The following is a 17,041-nucleotide window of genomic DNA, read 5'->3' as shown; positions in this document are numbered from 1 at the left end:
CGGAGACCGCTTGACGTGTGTGAGGGCAGTCACCTACGGTTCCGGGGTTGATGTGAAACCTTTCAATTACGACAGTCAGACAGGGGAGTCAGCAATGACTCAGGCCCACCAGGCCGGTCCGGTCCTCGAGCTCGGGGACGTGACCAAGTCCTTCGGAGCCGTGGTCGCACTGCGGTCCGGCAGTCTCACCGTCGACGCGGGCTCGATCCACGCGTTGATCGGGGAGAACGGCGCCGGCAAGTCCACGCTGATCAAGATCGTGGCGGGTGTGCACCGTCGCGACGGGGGCGTGTTCCGTTTCCAGGGCCAGGACGTGGACTTCACGTCGACGGCGGAGTCGAAGACCGCGGGCATCGCGGTCATCTACCAGGAGCCCACCCTGTTCCCCGACCTGTCGGTCGTCGAGAACATCTTCATGGGCCGCCAGCCGCTGGGCCGCGGACGCCGGATCGACTACGGCGCGATGATCGACGAGGCGGAGGCGCTCTTCGCCCGCCTGGGCGTGCACATCGACCCGCGCCGCCCCGCGCGCGGCCTGTCGATCGCCGACCAGCAGATCATCGAGATCGCCAAGGCCATCTCGCTCGACGCCGCGCTGCTGATCATGGACGAGCCGACCGCCGCCCTCTCGGGCGTCGAGGTCGAGCGCCTGTTCGCCGTGGCCCGCAGCCTGCGCGACGAGGGTCGCGGCCTGGTGTTCATCTCGCACCGCTTCGAGGAGGTCTTCGACCTCTGCGACACCGTCACGGTGATGCGCGACGGCACGTACGTGTCGACGAAGAAGATCGCCGAGACCACCGTCGACGCCCTGGTGGCCGAGATGGTCGGTCGCGAGGTCGCCGACCTGTTCCCGAAGACCGAGGCCGAGATCGGCGAGGTCGTCCTCGACGTCCAGGGCCTCTCCTCGGCCGGTCAGTTCCACGACGTGACCTTCCAGGTCCGCGCCGGCGAGATCGTCGGCCTCGCGGGCCTGGTCGGCGCCGGTCGCTCCGAGATCGCCCGTGCCGTCTTCGGCGTCGACAAGTACGACGCGGGCAGGGTCGAGCTGCTCGGCAAGCCGGTGCCCGCGCGCCGTCCGCGCGCCGCGATCAAGGCCGGCATGGCGTTCGTCCCCGAGGACCGCCGCAAGCAGGGCCTGGTCGTCGAGGAGTCCGTCGCCCGCAACGTCGCCGGCGTGATCCGCCGTGGCCTGACGACCGCGGGCCTGCTCACGAGCCGCGCGGAGAACCGTGCCGCCGGCCCGTGGGCCGGACGCCTCGAGGTCAAGACCAACGCGCTGGACATGCACGCCACCACCATGAGCGGCGGCAACCAGCAGAAGGTCGTCATCGCCAAGTGGCTGGCCACCGAGCCGAAGCTGCTGATCATCGACGAGCCCACCCGCGGCATCGACGTCGGCACCAAGTCCGAGGTCCACCGCCTGCTGTCCGACCTCGCCGGTCAGGGCCTGGCGATCCTGATGATCTCCTCGGAGCTGCCGGAGGTCCTCGGCATGGCCGACCGCGTCCTCGTCGTGTGCGAGGGCCGGATCACCGCCGACATCGACCGCGCCGACGCCACCCCCGAGAACGTCATGCGGGCCGCGACCAACGCCGCGGGCACCGCCTCGACCGCCACCGATGCCGACGTGGAGGTCCCGGCATGACCACCGACATCCAGCCCAGCGCCGTCTCCCCGGCCCAGCGGGTCGTGAAGAACCTGCTGCGCTCGCGCGAGCTCGCGGTCGCCGTGGTCCTGGTGCTCCTGATCGCGGTCACCACGATCAAGAGTGACTCGTTCCTCTTCGGCTCGACCGGCTGGCGCGACCTGCTGCTCACCCCGTCGATGCTGATCCTGCTGGCCGTCGGCCAGACCTGCGTGATCATCACCCGCAACGTCGACCTCTCGGTCGGCTCGACGATGGGCCTGACGGCGTACCTCACCGGCCGCCTGTTCATCGACACCAACCTCCCGATCATCGCCGTCGTCCTCGCCGGCGTGCTGATGGGCGCCGGGCTCGGCCTCATCAACGGCGTGCTGGTCGCCTTCGGGCGGGTCCCGGCACTGGTGATCACCCTCGGCACGATGTACATCTACCGCGGCGCGTTCCTCACCTGGGCCGGCAGCGACCGGATCAACGCCAGCGACATGCCGCGCGCGTTCAAGGACCTGGGCACCGACTCGATCCTCGGCATCCCGATCCTGACGATCGTCGCGCTCGCGGTCCTCTGCGCCGTCGGCTACTACCTGCGTACGGCGCGGGGCGGGCGTGAGCTGTACGCCATCGGCTCCGACCCGGACGCCGCCGAGCTGTACGGCCTGAAGGTCAACCGCCGCATCCTCTTCGCCTTCGTGCTCTCCGGCGCGCTCGCCGGACTGGCCGGCGTCGTCTCGGCGGCCCGCTTCGGCACCGTCTCCTCCAGCGTCGGCACGGGCATCGAGCTCGAGGCCGTCGGCGCGGCCGTCATCGGCGGCGTGGCGATCTTCGGTGGCTCCGGCACAGTCTGGGGCGCGGCCCTGGGCGCGTTCCTGCTGGTCACCATCAACCGCTCGCTGCCCGTCCTCGGCATCTCCGGCTTCTGGCAGCAGGCCGTGGTCGGCGCCCTCATCGTCGGCGCCATCGTCCTCGACCGGGTCCTGGTCAACCGGCAGGAGAGGGCACTGGTCGCCGCCCGTGACACCCGGTCGGGCTCGACCCACCAGGGGCCACCGAGCCTCGCGCCGGTCGTCCCCAGCTCCACGCCCGGTTCCGACTCCGAGTCCGAGGAGGTCGTCCGATGAGCACGCTCACCGAGACCCCCAGCGCGCCCGCGACGGCACGCACCTACGCGGCGTACTCCCGCCCGTTCTGGCAGCGCGTGGTCTTCAGCCGCGAGTTCGCCGTCATCGCCCTGCTCATCGCGGCGATCGTCTACTCCCGCTCGCAGGTCGACTACTTCGACGGCCCGCAGACGATGTACTACCTCTTCCGCGACTCCGCGAGCATCCTGCTCCTGGCGCTGCCGATGACGGCGATCATCATCACCGGCGAGATCGACCTGTCGGTGGCCTCCACCGTCGGCCTGACCAGCGTCGCGTTCGGCATGCTCCACAACGACGCGGGGCTCTCGGCCATGGTCGCGGCGATCCTCGCGATCGGCATCGGCGCCCTGTGCGGAGCGTTCAACGGCTTCCTGGTCGCGTACGTCGGGCTCCCGTCGATCGCGGTCACCATCGGCACCCTCGCCCTGTTCCGCGGCATCGCGGCCGGCCTGCTCGGCACGGAGTCGCGCACCGACTTCCCCGACGGGTGGACCGACTGGGCCAAGCAGCGCATCGTCGAGGACCAGCCGTACCCGATGATCCTGATCCCGTTCGTGATCCTGGCCATCGCGTTCGCCCTGCTGCTGCACTTCTCGCCGTTCGGCCGGGGCGTCTTCGAGATCGGCCTGAACGACGAGGCCGCGCACTTCACCGGCGTCGACGTGGCCCGCACCAAGGCGATCCTCTTCGTCCTCGCCGGCACCGTGGCGGGCTTCGTGGGGATCTACACCACGCTGGTCACCGGCGTGGCCCGGGCCGAGAACTCCCAGGGCCTGGAGCTGCAGGTCATCGCCGCGGTGCTGCTCGGCGGCGTGTCGATCTTCGGCGGCAAGGGCGCCCTGCACGGCGTCATCGCCGGCGTGCTCCTGATCGGCGTCATCCAGCGGGCCATGCTCCTCAACGGCCAGACGATCAACATCATCAACATCACCATCGGCGTGCTCCTCGTGCTCTCGGTGATGTCCACCAGTCTTCTCGCCCTGGCCCGTCGGGTCATCGAGGCGAGCAGGGGGGCGCGTACCTCGGGGCGCGCCTCCGGCAGCGACAAGACAGCGCCGGCAAGCGGTCGCTGAGCTGATTCCGGCATCGAATGCCGGATGGATCCGAAAGGTAAGTAGATGAAGTTCCAGAACCGACGCCTCGCGACCCTCGCGGCCGCGGCGCTGGTCACCAGCCTGGCCCTGACCGCTTGCGGCAGCGACGACGACTCCTCGTCGGGCGGCAGCGGGGGCAGCGGCGGTGGCGACGGCACGACCGTGACGTTCATCCCGAAGAACCTGGGCAACCCGTACTTCGAGACCTCCAACGCCGGTGGCGAGGAGGCCGTCAAGGAGTTCGGCGGCTCGTACGAGGAGGTCGGCCCGGCCGAGGGCTCGCCCGACGGTCAGGTCCAGTACATCAACACCGCCACCCAGCAGGGCCGCAACGCCCTGGTGATCTCCGCCAACGACCCCGACGCCCTGTGCGACGCGATCGGCGAGGCGCGCGACGCCGACATCAAGGTCGTCACGTACGACGCGGACACCAACCCGGACTGCCGCGACATCTTCGTCAACCAGGCCGACGCCGAGGGCATCGCCAAGGTCCAGGTCGAGATGATCGCCGAGCAGATCGGCGACGAGGGCGAGATCGCCTTCCTCTCGGCCGCGGCGAACGCGACCAACCAGAACGAGTGGATCGAGCTCATGACCGCCGAGCTCGAGGCCAGCCACCCGAACATCACCGTGGTGGACACCGTCTACGGCGACGACGACGACCAGAAGTCGTTCGACGAGACCGCGGCGCTGCTGCAGAAGCACTCCAACCTCAAGGGCATCATCTCGCCGACCACCGTCGGTATCGCTGCCGCCGCCCGCTACCTGTCGACCTCCGACGCCAAGGGCAAGGTCGCGCTGACCGGTCTCGGCACCCCGAACCAGATGCGTGAGTTCGTCGAGGACGGCACCGTCACCGAGTTCGCCCTGTGGAACCCGGCCGACCTGGGCTACCTGGCCGCCTTCACCGCCAAGGCCCTGGTCGACGGCGACATCGAGGGCGAGGGTGACACCTTCGAGGCCGGCAAGCTCGGCGAGTACACCGTCGGCGCGGACAACACCGTCCTGCTCGGCGAGCCGTTCCGCTTCAACGCCGACAACATCGGCGACTTCGACTTCTGACAGCCCGAGCCTGAGCCCGCGAAGGCTCGGGCGTGGCGATCGCCCAGGTCCGAGCTTGCGAGGACCTGATCAGGCGATCGGGTTGAGGAGGGTTGCGCAGACCTGAGCTCGCGAAGGGCTGCGCAACCCGTCTCGAAACCTCATCGAGGTTCCGAAGTCACACCGGCTCCGAGCCGGCGTACCACGTAACACCCCTCTAGATCCGCCCGGCCGGTCCTCCCTCCCCACGAGGGCCGGCCGGGCACTCCAGAAACTCACCACCACCACACTGAGAGGCCGGAACCGTGCAACGCGTCTGCTTCCAGCTCCAGGTCCGTCCCGACCGGATGGCGGAGTACCGGCAGCGTCACGCGGCCGTGTGGCCCGACATGCTCCAGGCCCTGCACGAGACCGGCTGGCACAACTACTCGCTCTTCCTGCGCGAGGACGGCCTGCTCATCGGCTATGTCGAGACCCCCGACCTCGCCGCCGCCCAGGCCGGCATGGCCGCCACCGAGGTCAACGCCCGGTGGCAGGCCGAGATGGCCGAGTTCTTCGTCGACCTCGACGGCGCTGCGCCCGACACCGGGTTCGTGCAGCTCACCGAGGTATTCCACCTCGAGGACCAGCTGGCCGACCTCGCAGCCTCCCCGGCGACCCCACCCGCGGCCGCCCCGACCACCGAGAAGTGATGTCACGATGACGACGTTCAGCCAGATCGCCCCCCAGCTCGAGGGCCAGGCCATCGAGCTGCCCTCGTGGGCCTTCGGCAACTCCGGCACCCGGTTCAAGGTGTTCGGCACCCCCGGCACCCCCCGCTCCGTCGAGGAGAAGATCGCCGACGCGGCGACCGTCAACCGCTTCACCGGCCTCGCGCCGAAGGTCGCCCTCCACATCCCGTGGGACAAGGTCGACGACTACACCGCCCTCCGCGCGTACGCCGCCGACCAGGGCGTCGCGCTCGGCACCATCAACTCCAACACCTTCCAGGACGACGACTACAAGTTCGGCGCCCTGACCCACGTCGACCCGAAGGTGCGCCAGAAGGCGATCGACCACCACTTCGAGTGCATCGACGTGATGGCCGCGACCGGTTCGCGCGACCTGAAGATCTGGCTCGCCGAGGGCTCCAACTACCCGGGCCAGGCCGACCTGCGGGGCCGCCAGGACCGCCTCCACGACTCGCTGTCCGCGATCTACGAGCGGCTGCTGACGATCGGCGACGAGCAGCGCCTGGTCCTGGAGTACAAGTTCTTCGAGCCGGCGTTCTACCACACCGACGTCCCGGACTGGGGTACGTCGTACGCCCAGGTCAGCGCGCTCGGCGAGCGGGCGACGGTCTGCCTCGACACCGGCCACCACGCGCCCGGCACCAACATCGAGTTCATCGTCATGCAGCTGCTGCGGCTCGGGAAGCTCGGCTCGTTCGACTTCAACAGCCGCTTCTACGCCGACGACGACCTGATCGTCGGCTCGGCGGACCCGTTCCAGCTGTTCCGGATCCTCTTCGAGGTCATCCGCGGCGGCGGCTACGGCCCGGACTCCGAGGTCGCGTTCATGCTCGACCAGTGCCACAACGTCGAGGACAAGATCCCCGGCCAGATCCGCTCGGTGCTCAACGTCCAGGAGATGACGGCGCGTGCGCTGCTCGTCGACCGTGACGCGCTGGCCGCGGCGCAGGAGGCCGGCGACGTCCTCGGCGCCCACGAGATCTTCAACGACGCGTTCTACACCGACGTCCGCGCCGACCTGGCCGCGTGGCGCGAGGAGCGCGGCCTGCCCGCGAGCCCGATGAAGGCGTACGCCGAGTCCGGCTACCAGCAGCAGATCGAGGAGTCCCGCGTCGGCGGGACCCAGCTGTCCTGGACCTGATCCACCTCCCCGAGAAACCCAGAGACGAGAAAGGCATCATGACCAACCCTGCTGCGGCCGAGCTGATCGCCCGGTCCAACCGCCTCGGCGCCGACCCCAAGAACACCAACTACGCGGGCGGCAACACCTCGGCGAAGGGCACCGAGACCGACCCGGTCACCGGTGAGCCCGTCGAGCTCCTCTGGGTGAAGGGCTCCGGTGGCGACCTCGGCACCCTGAAGGAGAGCGGCCTCGCCGTGCTCCGCCTGGACCGGATGCGCGCGCTGGTCGACGTCTACCCGGGCATCGACCGCGAGGACGAGATGGTCGCGGCGTTCGACTACTGCCTGCACGGCAAGGGCGGCGCCGCGCCGTCGATCGACACCGCGATGCACGGCCTCGTCGACGCCGCGCACGTCGACCACCTGCACCCCGACTCCGGCATCGCCATCGCGACCGCCGCCGACGGCGAGCAGCTGACCTCCACGATCTTCGGCGACAAGGTCGTCTGGGTGCCGTGGCGTCGCCCGGGCTTCCAGCTCGGCCTCGACATCGCCGAGATCAAGGAGAAGAACCCGCAGGCTATCGGCTGCATCCTCGGCGGCCACGGCATCACCGCGTGGGGCGACACCTCCGACGAGGCCGAGAAGAACTCGCTCTGGATCATCGACACCGCGGCGGCGTACATCGCCGAGCACAGCAAGGCCGAGCCCTTCGGCCCCGCCCTCGAGGGGTACGCCGCCCTCCCGGAGGCCGAGCGTCGCGCCAAGGCCGCCGCCCTGGCGCCGACCATCCGCGGCATCGCGTCGGCCGACCGCCCGATGGTGGGTCACTTCACCGACTCCGAGCCGGTGCTGCACTTCCTCGAGCACGCCGAGCACCCGCGCCTGGGTGAGCTGGGCACCTCCTGCCCCGACCACTTCCTGCGCACCAAGGTCAAGCCGCTCATCCTCGACCTGCCCGCGTCGGCGTCCGTCGAGGACTCGATCGCCCGCCTGAAGGAGCTCGCGGTGTCCTACCGCGAGGACTACCAGGGCTACTACGACCGCAACGCGACCCCGGACAGCCCGGCCATCCGCGGCAAGGACCCGCTCATCGTGCTGGTCCCCGGCGTCGGCATGTTCAGCTTCGGCAAGGACAAGCAGACCGCCCGCGTGGCCGGCGAGTTCTACGTCAACGCCATCAACGTGATGCGCGGCGCCGAGGGCCTCTCGACGTACGCCCCGATCGACGAGGCGGAGAAGTTCCGCATCGAGTACTGGGCGCTGGAGGAGGCCAAGCTCCAGCGGATGCCGAAGCCCAAGCCGCTCGCCACCCGGATCGCGCTGATCACCGGTGCCGCCGGCGGCATCGGCAAGGCCACCGCCAAGAAGCTCGCCGCCGAGGGCGCCTGCGTCGTGATCGCCGACCTGGACCTCGAGAAGGCCCAGGCGGCCGCCGCCGAGATCGGTGGCTCCGACGTCGCGATCGGCGTCGCCGCCGACGTGTCCAAGGAGGACGCCGTCCAGGCCATGATCGACGCGGCCGTGCTCGCCTTCGGCGGTCTCGACCTGGTCGTCAACAACGCCGGCCTCTCGCTGTCCAAGTCGCTCCTCGAGACCACCGAGGCCGACTGGGACCTGCAGCACAACGTGATGGCCAAGGGCTCGTTCCTGGTCTCCAAGGCCGCGGCCAAGGTGCTCATCGACCAGGAGCTGGGCGGCGACATCGTCTACATCTCCTCGAAGAACTCCGTCTTCGCCGGCCCGAACAACATCGCGTACTCCGCGACCAAGGCCGACCAGGCCCACCAGGTCCGGCTCCTCGCGGCCGAGCTCGGCGCCCACGGCGTCAAGGTCAACGGCGTGAACCCCGACGGCGTCGTCGCGGGCTCGGGCATCTTCGCCAGCGGCTGGGGCGCCAACCGCGCCGCGGTCTACGGCGTGGAGGAGAAGGACCTCGGCAAGTTCTACGCGCAGCGCACCATCCTCAAGCGCGAGGTGCTGCCGGAGAACATCGCCAACGCGGTCTTCGTCCTCTGCGGCCCGGAGATGACCCACACCACCGGTCTGCACGTTCCCGTCGACGCGGGCGTCGCCGCGGCCTTCCTGCGATGAGCGCGTCGGCCCGGCCGGCCCACCCCGTGCGGGTCGCGGCGGTCGATCTCGGCGCGACCAGCGGCCGGGTGATGGCCGGCCGGGTCGGCCCGCGATCACTGCACCTGGAGGAGCTGCACCGCTTCCCGAACGGCGGCGTCCGCGCGAACGGCTCGCTGTTCTGGGACGTCCTCGGCATCCACCGCGAGGTGCTGGCGGGCGTCCGCGAGGTCGCCCGCACCGGACCGCTGCACGGCATCGGCATCGACTCGTGGGCGGTCGACTACGGCCTGCTCGACCGCGACGGCAACCTGCTCGGCAGCCCGTACAGCCACCGCGACTCCCGCACCGACGGGGTCTCGGCGAAGGTGCTGGAGCAGGTCGGCGCGGCCGAGCTGTACGCGACGACCGGCCTGCAGAACCTGCCGTTCAACACGATCTACCAGCTCGCCGCCGCCCGCGGGACGGCCGCGCTCGAGTCGGCCGAGCAGCTGCTCCTGCTGCCCGACCTGCTCGCCTACTGGCTGACCGGCAAGATCGGCGCGGAGCGCACCAACGCCTCGACCACGGGCCTGTACGACGTCCGCACCCGCGACTGGGCGGTCGACCTCGCCAAGCGGGTCGGGCTGCCCTGGGCGATCCTGCCGCCGCTGCGCGAGCCCGGCGACGTGATCGGTCCGGTGCTCGGCGAGGTGGCCGAGCAGCTCGGCGTCTCGGCCGACGTACCGGTGGTGGCGGTGGGCTCCCACGACACCGCCTCCGCGGTGGTCGGCGTACCGGCCATCGAGGACGACTTCGCCTACATCTCCTCCGGCACCTGGTCGCTGGTCGGCCTGGAGCTGGAGAAGCCGGTGCTGTCGGAGGCCGCGCGGCTGGCGGACTTCACCAACGAGGGCGGTGTCGACGGCACCACGCGGTTCCTGAAGAACGTCACCGGCCTGTGGGTGCTCTCGGAGTGCCTGCGCACGTGGTCGCACCAGCGGATCCGCGAGGCGAGCCTCGCGGCCGTGCTCGAGGGGGCCGAGGACGCGCCGCCGCTGCGGACCGTCGTCGACATCAACGACCCGCGGCTGCTGCCTCCCGGCACCGGCGAGGCCGACGGCATGCCGGCCCGGATCCAGCGGCTGGCGGAGGAGGCCGGCGAGCCGATCCCCCGCACGCCGATCGCCATCGCCCGCACCGTGCTGGACAGCCTCGCGCTGGCCTACCGGCGGCACCTGCGCACGGCGGCCGAGCTCGCCGGGCGCTCCGTGTCGGTGGTGCACGTCGTGGGCGGCGGCTCGCAGAACGCGCTGCTGTGCCAGCTGACCGCCGACGCCTGCGGGATCCCGGTCCTGGCCGGCCCGTCGGAAGCGGCCGCGCTCGGCAACGTGTTGGTTCAGGCCCGCACTCTCGGGGCAGGCCTGCCCGACCTGGCCGCGATGCGCGACCTGGTGCGTCGTACCCACGAGCTGCACCGCTACGAGCCCCGCCCGGGCTCGGACTGGGACGCCGCCGAGGCGCGGCTCGGGACCTCCGCCGCTGGATGACGTGACCTCCGCCGGCACGCCGGAGCTGGATCCGGTCGACGAGCACCTCCTCCGACTGCTGTCGGAGGGGGCGACCCTCGAGGTCGCGGCTCGTCGAGCGGGTCTGGCCGAGCGCACCGCGCGGCGCCGGCTGCGGTCCCTCGCGGACGCCGTCGGCGTGGACACCACGATGCAGCTGGTCGTCCACTTCGTGCGCGCGGGCGTGATCTGACCGTCGATCCGGGAGCGCGGTCTAGATGACGCCGGGGAAACCTGACGGCATCCGGCCAACCGGTGGTCGCGGTGAGCAGCACTCCCTAATATGACGGGCGTCACAGCGGTTTAAACGATTCAATCAGGCGCGGTTCCTCATCGCCGCCGAGTCGGGCAGCCGCTACGGTCCCGACCGGGGAGATGCATGAACCACACGCCCGGGCGCGCCTTGCGGCGCCGCCAGCGGACCCTCCGGGGTCTCGCCACCGCCACGATCGCCGGGGCCCTCGTGCTCTCCGGCACCCAGCCCGTCGGTGCGACGGAGTCGTCCGCTGCGGAGGTGAGCGCAGCGGACGAGGAGCCCGAGGTCGTCGGGCTCACCGTCGAGCACCTGGTCGAGCCCCTCGGGGTGGGGACGCCGTCGCCGCGGTTCAGCTGGCAGGGCCGGTCCGAAGACCGCGACCAGGCGCAGACGGCGTACGAGCTGGAGGTCTCGCCGGGCCTCGACGGGTTCGAGGACGACCCGGTGTGGCAGACCGGCCGGGTGGAGGACTCCGCGCAGGTCCTCGTCGCGTACGACGGTGACGCGCTGACCTCCAACACGCCGTACCAATGGCGCGTGCGGATCTGGGACACGGACGACCGGGCCTCGGCCTGGAGCGAGACGGCGTCGTTCGCGACCGGTCTGCTCGACCCCGCCGACTGGCAGGCGAGCTGGATCGCGCCCGCCACGGCCGCGGCGGGCGGCTCCTACCTGCGCGGCGAGATCACGCTGCCGGCCGAGCCCGAGCGCGCCGTCCTCTACGTGGCGGGTCGCGGTAGCTACGAGCGCGGCCGCGACAGCCACGGCATCTGCTGCGAGCAGGACTTCGGCCTCGCGCGCGGCATCTACGAGCCCTTCGTCAACGGCGGCCGCGTGGGCGACGCCGAGCTGGAGAGCCAGCCGGTGGACAGCCGGAAGCGCACCTACTACCGCGCCTGGGACGTCACCGCGCAGCTCGACGCCGGCGAGAACGTCGTCGGCCTCAGCATCGGTGAGGACTCCGACCTCGTCGCCCAGCTCGTCGTCGACAACCCCGACGGGAGCACCGCGGTGCTGGCCACCGACGGCGGCTGGACCAGCCTGCCGAGCCCGACCCGCCGGGCGGCGCGCTACAACGGCGAGACGTACGACGCGCGCCAGGAGCGCGACGGCTGGGCGGCACCGGGCGACCCGGGCGCCGGCTGGAGCCCGGTGCGGGTCATGGACACCGACCTCGGTGCCATCGATGCGGCTCCGAACGAGCCGATGCGGGTGGTGAAGACGATCGAGCCGGTCGCCGTGACCGAGCCGTCGAGCGGCGTCTACGTCCTGGACTTCGGGCAGAACATCAGCGGTCGCACCCGCCTGACCACGACCATCCCCGCGGGCCAGGTCGTGACCGTCAAGCACGGCGAGCGCCTCAACAACGGGCGGGTCGACAACGGCCTGATCATGGCCGCGCAGACCTCCACGATCACCGGTGACGGTGGCCCGATCGACTTCGCGCCGACCTTCACCTACGCCGGGTTCCGGTGGGTCGAGGTCACCGGCCTGTCCGCGCCGCCCGCGGCCGGGGTGCTCGTCGCCGAGGAGATCCACAACGACGTCGCCGAGGCGGGCACCTTCGCCGCGGACGACACCCTGCTCAACCGCCTGCACGTCGCCAACGTGCAGACCCAGGTCAACGGACTGCACGGCATCCCCGAGGACACCCCGACCCGCGAGAAGCGCGGCTGGACGGCCGACGCCCACATCGCGGCGGAGGCGACGATCAACAACAAGAACATGGCCGCCTTCTACACCAAGTGGGTCGCGGACCTCCGCGACGCGACCGGCAGCGACGGCTGGGTGCCGGACATCGTGCCGACCGAGCTCGGCACCGGTTGGGCCACGCGGTCCGACCCGGCCTGGGCCTCCGCGACGGCGCTGATGCCCTACTACGTGTGGAAGCAGTACGGCGACGAGCGGGTCATCGCCGAGCACTACGACGCCATGGCGGCCTGGGTCGACTACGTCGGCACCCGGTCGACCGACTTCCTGGTCACCAACCCCACCGGCCAGTGGGGCAACGACTGGCTGTCCATCGAGACGACCGAGGGCAAGCTCTTCCGGTCCGGCTACTACTACTGGGGCGCCGCCATCGTCGCGGAGATCGCCGCGGAGCTGGGCCACGACGAGGACGCCGAGGCCTACGCGACCCTGGCGCAGAACATCGCCGACGCGATCAACGGGGCCTACTTCAACGGGCGGAACTCGTACGGGTCGAGCCAGTTCGCCAATGCCTTCCCGCTGGTGCTGGGCATCGTCCCGGACGGCCGGGAGCAGCGGGTGGTCGACACCCTGGTGCAGAACGTCGTGGAGAAGCGCGGCAACCACTTCACCGGCGGTCTGCCCGGCATCAAGTACATCCCCGAGGCGCTGGAGATGTACGGCCGGGACGACGTCGTGCTCGACGTGGTCCGCCAGACCGACTATCCGGGCTGGGGCTACATGCTGGAGAACGGCCCCGGCACGATCTGGGAGGACTGGCACGCGGGCGCGAGCTCGCTGAACCACCCCATGTTCACCTCGATCGACAACTGGCTCTACACCGCCGTCGCCGGCATCCGGCAGGCGCCGGGCTCGGTCGGCCTGCGCGAGCTGGTCTTCGAGCCGAAGGTGACGGCGGACCTGCCGTCGGCGTCCGGCTCGCGCGACACGCCGTACGGCGAGGCGAGCATCTCGTGGGAGCGCGTCGGCGCGGCCGTCAACGCCTCCGTGAGCGTGCCGTTCGGCAGCACGGCCACCGTCGTACTCCCCGAGGCGAAGGCGGCGGAGGTCGTCGAGTCCGGCAGCCCGGTCGCCCTCGCCGACGGCGTCCGGTCGGTCGAGACCACCGACGCCGGCGTCGAGATCGTCGTGGGCTCCGGTGACTACCAGTTCGCCTCCGACGCGCGTCTGGGCCTGCTGGTGCGCGCCCTCGACGAGACCCAGGCCGCCCAGGCCGCCCTCGACGGGCTCGAGCTCGGCTCCGACCGCGAGGCGGTCGAGGCGGACCTCGCCGACGCCGAGGACGCGATCACGGCCGCCGTCGACGCGCACCTCGCCGACCCGGGCTCGACCGACACGGCGATCGAGGCGCTCGTGACGGTGCGTCGCCTCGCCGCCCGGGTGGCGACGATCGGCGGTGCCGGACCCGTGCGCGAGGCGGCCGAGTCCGCGATCGACGCGCTGAGCCGTTACGTCGGCTCCCGCCTCGAGGTCACCGTCGGGGCGACGACGCCCGAGACGACGATCGCGCCGGGGGAGAGCCTGCCGCTGACCATCACGGCCGCGAGCGCCGGCACCGGCGTCATCAGCGACCTCACCGAGACCGTCGAGGTCCCCGAGGGCTGGGCGGCCACGCGGTCGCGCGCCTTCCCGGGGTCCACGGTGGGCGCCGGCGCCGAGGCGCAGGCGGAGTACGTCGTCACCGCGCCCGAGGAGCCCACGACCGCGTCGGGCCGCGTCACCGTGACCGTGCAGCTCACGGTCGACGGCGTCGCCCTCACGCAGGTGGCGAAGGTCGACCTGGCCGTGAAGTCGGCGGTCCAGGTGGCCGACGTGACCGTCGCGCCGGCGATCGTCGAGCCCGGTGGCCACGCGTGGCTGCGGGCCGACCTCGGCAACCGGCTCGGGTCCGCCGAGGCGGAGGCCGAGCTGAGCGTGACCGACCTGCCGGCCGGCTGGACGGCCGCCGACGCGGCTCGCGTCTCGGTGTCCCCGTCGGGCCGCCGGATCGTCAGCCAGCGCCTGGTGGCCGCGGCGGACGCGGAGAGCGGCGAGGCCGTGGCCCTGGTCAAGGACCGGTTCGGCGTCACCGTGAGCGAGACGCCGGTCGCCCTGCGCGTCCGGGGCTCGAGCAACTGCTCGTCCGACAGCACCGGGCTGGCCTGCCTGCCGGCCTCGGCGCGGATGGTCACCAACTTCGAGACCGGCGCCGAGGGCTGGACGGCCGGGGAGAACACCTCGGCCGCCGACGCGGTGACGTCGTTCGCGAACGGGCCGGGCAAGGCCAGCGTCGGCGAGCGCGCCCTGGAGATGAAGCCGCAGGGCAGCCCGGCCGGCAACGCCTGGCGCAGCGTCGGCGTGACCTTCGACGAGCCCGTCGAGACGGGCGGCGCCCTCGCGCTGGCGGTCGACGTCAACGGGTACGGCGGGGGCGGTGCGTCCAACCACGCCCGGATCACGGCGACGGCGGTGGGCGGCGAGGTCGCGGAGGCGACCGTGCCGATCGCCCCCGACTCGTGGAGCACGGTGCGGGTGCCGCTCGAGGAGCTCGACGGGGCGCCGATCAGCGCCGTCACGGTCTCCTTCCGCGGCGAGACCGCGGGCGGCTGGCCGGCCCGGTTCCAGATCGACGCCGTGCGGCTCGACACCTCCATGCCCGAGAGCGAGAACCTCGCGCGCGGCAAGACGGTCACGGCGAGCAACCCGATCGGCTGCTGCGGCTGGGAGGTCGGGAGGCTGACCGACGGTCAGCGCACGAGCAGCTCCAGCGCACCCGGCTACTCGAACGCCACGGCGTACCCGACCCCGGACAACGTGGAGTGGGTGCGCATCGACCTCGGCACGTCCTCGCCCCTCGGGCGGGTGCTGCTCTACCCGCGCACGTCCCGTGCGGGCGAGGGGCCGGAGCTCACCGGGCGCAACTTCCCGGTCGACTTCCGCATCGAGACGTCGGCCAACGGCACGGACTGGGCCACGGCCGGCACCTTCACCGGCCAGCAGGCCGCGAACGGGCTGCCGCGCACGTACTACCTGGACGAGGGTGCCGCCGGCAGGTACGTGCGGGTCTACGTGACGAAGCTCGGCCCGGGCGCGCCCGACGAGCAGGGTGAGGCGAGCGGCGGACACCGCCTGCAGCTCGCCGAGGCCGAGGTCTACGCCCCGCGCGAGGTCGACACCGCGATCCTGGCCCAGCCTCGCGACCTGAGCGTGGACGCGGGCGAGGACGCCCGCTTCTCGGTGAGTGTCACCTCGGATCCCTATCCCACGGTGACCTGGGAGCGCAGCGTCGACGGCGGGCCCTTCGAGGCCGTCCCGCAGGGCACGGGCGAGACCCTGCTCGTGCCGAGCGTGGGGGCCGACGCGGACGGGACGGCGTACCGCGCCGTCGTCGACAACGGCCGTACGACGCCCGTGGTCTCCGAGGAGGTCACGCTGTCCGTGGCGTACCGCGCGCTCTCCGTGGCGACGCAGCCGCGCGACGTCTGGGTGCGCCCCGACGACGCCACGGCGTCGTTCGAGGCGGAGGTCGAGGGCACCGGCGTGCGCTACCAGTGGCAGCGCAGTGCCGACGGCCAGGCCTGGCGTCCGGTCGCCGGCGCGACCGGCACGGCGCTGGAGGCGAACCTGGGCGAGGGTGTCCGGCGCCAGGACCACGTGCGTCTCGTGGCCTGGAACGGCCTGGGCGAGTACGTCGTGTCGGAGGCCGCCCGCGTCAACGAGCTGATCGCCCCGGAGATCACCGGTCTGCCGACCGGGGTCGCGGCGCAGCTCGGCGAGACGGTCCGCCTGGCGGCGACGGTCACCGGCAACCCCGAGCCGGACCTGCAGTGGCTCACCCGGGCCGCCGGGTCGTCGGAGTGGACCGAGATCGAGGGCGAGACCGGGCCGACGCTGGACTGGTCGGCGACCCTGGCCCTCCACGGCGGCCGGCTCGGCCTCCGGGCGACCAGCACCGCCGGCGAGGTGACCGCGGAGGTCGCGGTCACCGTGACGGACCCGAACGCCGTGAAGCCCGCTCCGCGGGCCACCCGGCTGCCCACCGTGGCCGGCCGGCCGGTCGTCGGGTCCCGCCTGACCGCGACCCCCGGCGTCTGGGACGTGGCCGGCGTCGGCCACCGCTTCCAGTGGCTGCGGAACGGGACCCCGGTCGCCGGGGCCACCGGGTCGTCGTACCTGCTGTCGGCGCAGGACCGTGGGCGCCGGATCAGCGTCCGGGTCACGGCTTCGAAGGCCGGGCACACGGACGGTCGCGCGACCTCGGCGGCCACCGCCGCGGTCGCCCGTGCCGGGAGCAAGGTCGTGGTGCGGGTCAACAAGAAGGCGGTCAAGCGCGGCCAGGCCGTCGCGGTCCGGGTCGTCGTGCGGTCCGCGGTGCAGCCCACCGGCAAGGTCGTGATCACCCTCCGCGGCGCGAAGGCCCGGACGCTGACCCTGCGCGGTGGGGTCGCGCAGGGGGTCGTCCGCACCCGGGCGCGCGGGGTGCACCGCCTGAAGGTCACCTACCGCGGCAGCGCGGCCGTCGAGGGGAGCTCGCGCAGCATCCGGCTGCGGGTGCGCTGAGGTCACGGGTCGGGCGGGACGGTGGAGCCGCCCCGCCCGACCCGTGCGTGTGGCCGGATCCGGCCACCGGGCGTGGGGGCTGTTGCGGCCGTCACAATTCGTGACTACGTTGCTGAATCGTTTCATGACTCGGGCGACGGAACAGGT

Annotated in this window: 10 protein-coding genes; all 10 read left to right on the top strand. The window is 71.8% G+C overall.

Annotated elements, in window-relative coordinates; genetic code table 11:
* The first annotated feature begins 94 nt into the window (after nucleotides 1-94).
* Entirely contained in the window at nucleotides 95-1,645 is a 1,551-nt protein-coding gene (locus VMF51_RS06365) for a sugar ABC transporter ATP-binding protein (protein ID WP_325473569.1), read from the top strand.
* Nucleotides 1,642-2,760, top strand: a complete 1,119-nt coding sequence (locus VMF51_RS06360; protein WP_325473568.1) for an ABC transporter permease — start codon at nucleotides 1,642-1,644, stop codon at nucleotides 2,758-2,760. The genes VMF51_RS06365 and VMF51_RS06360 overlap by 4 nt, the downstream gene beginning before the upstream one ends.
* Nucleotides 2,757-3,854, top strand: a complete 1,098-nt coding sequence (locus VMF51_RS06355; RefSeq protein WP_325473567.1) for an ABC transporter permease — start codon at nucleotides 2,757-2,759, stop codon at nucleotides 3,852-3,854. The genes VMF51_RS06360 and VMF51_RS06355 overlap by 4 nt, the downstream gene beginning before the upstream one ends.
* A gap of 45 nt (nucleotides 3,855-3,899) precedes the next feature.
* The gene (gene rhaS / locus VMF51_RS06350; protein WP_325473566.1) at nucleotides 3,900-4,937 is read left to right on the top strand and encodes a rhamnose ABC transporter substrate-binding protein; all 1,038 of its coding nucleotides are present in this window, start codon (nucleotides 3,900-3,902) and stop codon (nucleotides 4,935-4,937) included.
* A gap of 284 nt (nucleotides 4,938-5,221) precedes the next feature.
* Nucleotides 5,222-5,608 (top strand): L-rhamnose mutarotase, encoded by a 387-nt coding sequence (locus VMF51_RS06345; RefSeq protein ID WP_325473565.1) that lies wholly within the window; start codon nucleotides 5,222-5,224, stop codon nucleotides 5,606-5,608.
* A gap of 7 nt (nucleotides 5,609-5,615) precedes the next feature.
* Nucleotides 5,616-6,788 carry an L-rhamnose isomerase gene (gene rhaI, locus VMF51_RS06340; protein ID WP_325473564.1) on the top strand — a complete coding sequence of 391 codons (1,173 nt, stop codon included), beginning with the start codon at nucleotides 5,616-5,618 and terminating at the stop codon, nucleotides 6,786-6,788.
* Between the two features lie 38 nt (nucleotides 6,789-6,826).
* Complete coding sequence (locus tag VMF51_RS06335) at nucleotides 6,827-8,863, top strand: bifunctional aldolase/short-chain dehydrogenase (protein WP_325473563.1); 2,037 nt, start codon at nucleotides 6,827-6,829, stop codon at nucleotides 8,861-8,863.
* Complete coding sequence (locus VMF51_RS06330) at nucleotides 8,860-10,371, top strand: rhamnulokinase family protein (protein ID WP_325473562.1); 1,512 nt, start codon at nucleotides 8,860-8,862, stop codon at nucleotides 10,369-10,371. The genes VMF51_RS06335 and VMF51_RS06330 overlap by 4 nt, the downstream gene beginning before the upstream one ends.
* Nucleotide 10,372: 1 nt before the next feature.
* Entirely contained in the window at nucleotides 10,373-10,582 is a 210-nt protein-coding gene (locus VMF51_RS06325; RefSeq protein ID WP_325473561.1) for a hypothetical protein, read from the top strand.
* Nucleotides 10,583-10,768: 186 nt separating this feature from the next.
* Nucleotides 10,769-16,894 carry a family 78 glycoside hydrolase catalytic domain gene (locus VMF51_RS06320; protein WP_325473560.1) on the top strand — a complete coding sequence of 2,042 codons (6,126 nt, stop codon included), beginning with the start codon at nucleotides 10,769-10,771 and terminating at the stop codon, nucleotides 16,892-16,894.
* Nucleotides 16,895-17,041 lie beyond the last annotated feature (147 nt).

It is taken from the genome of Nocardioides sp., assembly GCF_035503875.1.
In the GTDB taxonomy this organism is placed as follows: Bacteria; Actinomycetota; Actinomycetes; order Propionibacteriales; family Nocardioidaceae; genus Nocardioides.
This window is presented reverse-complemented; position numbering and strand designations above follow the sequence as displayed.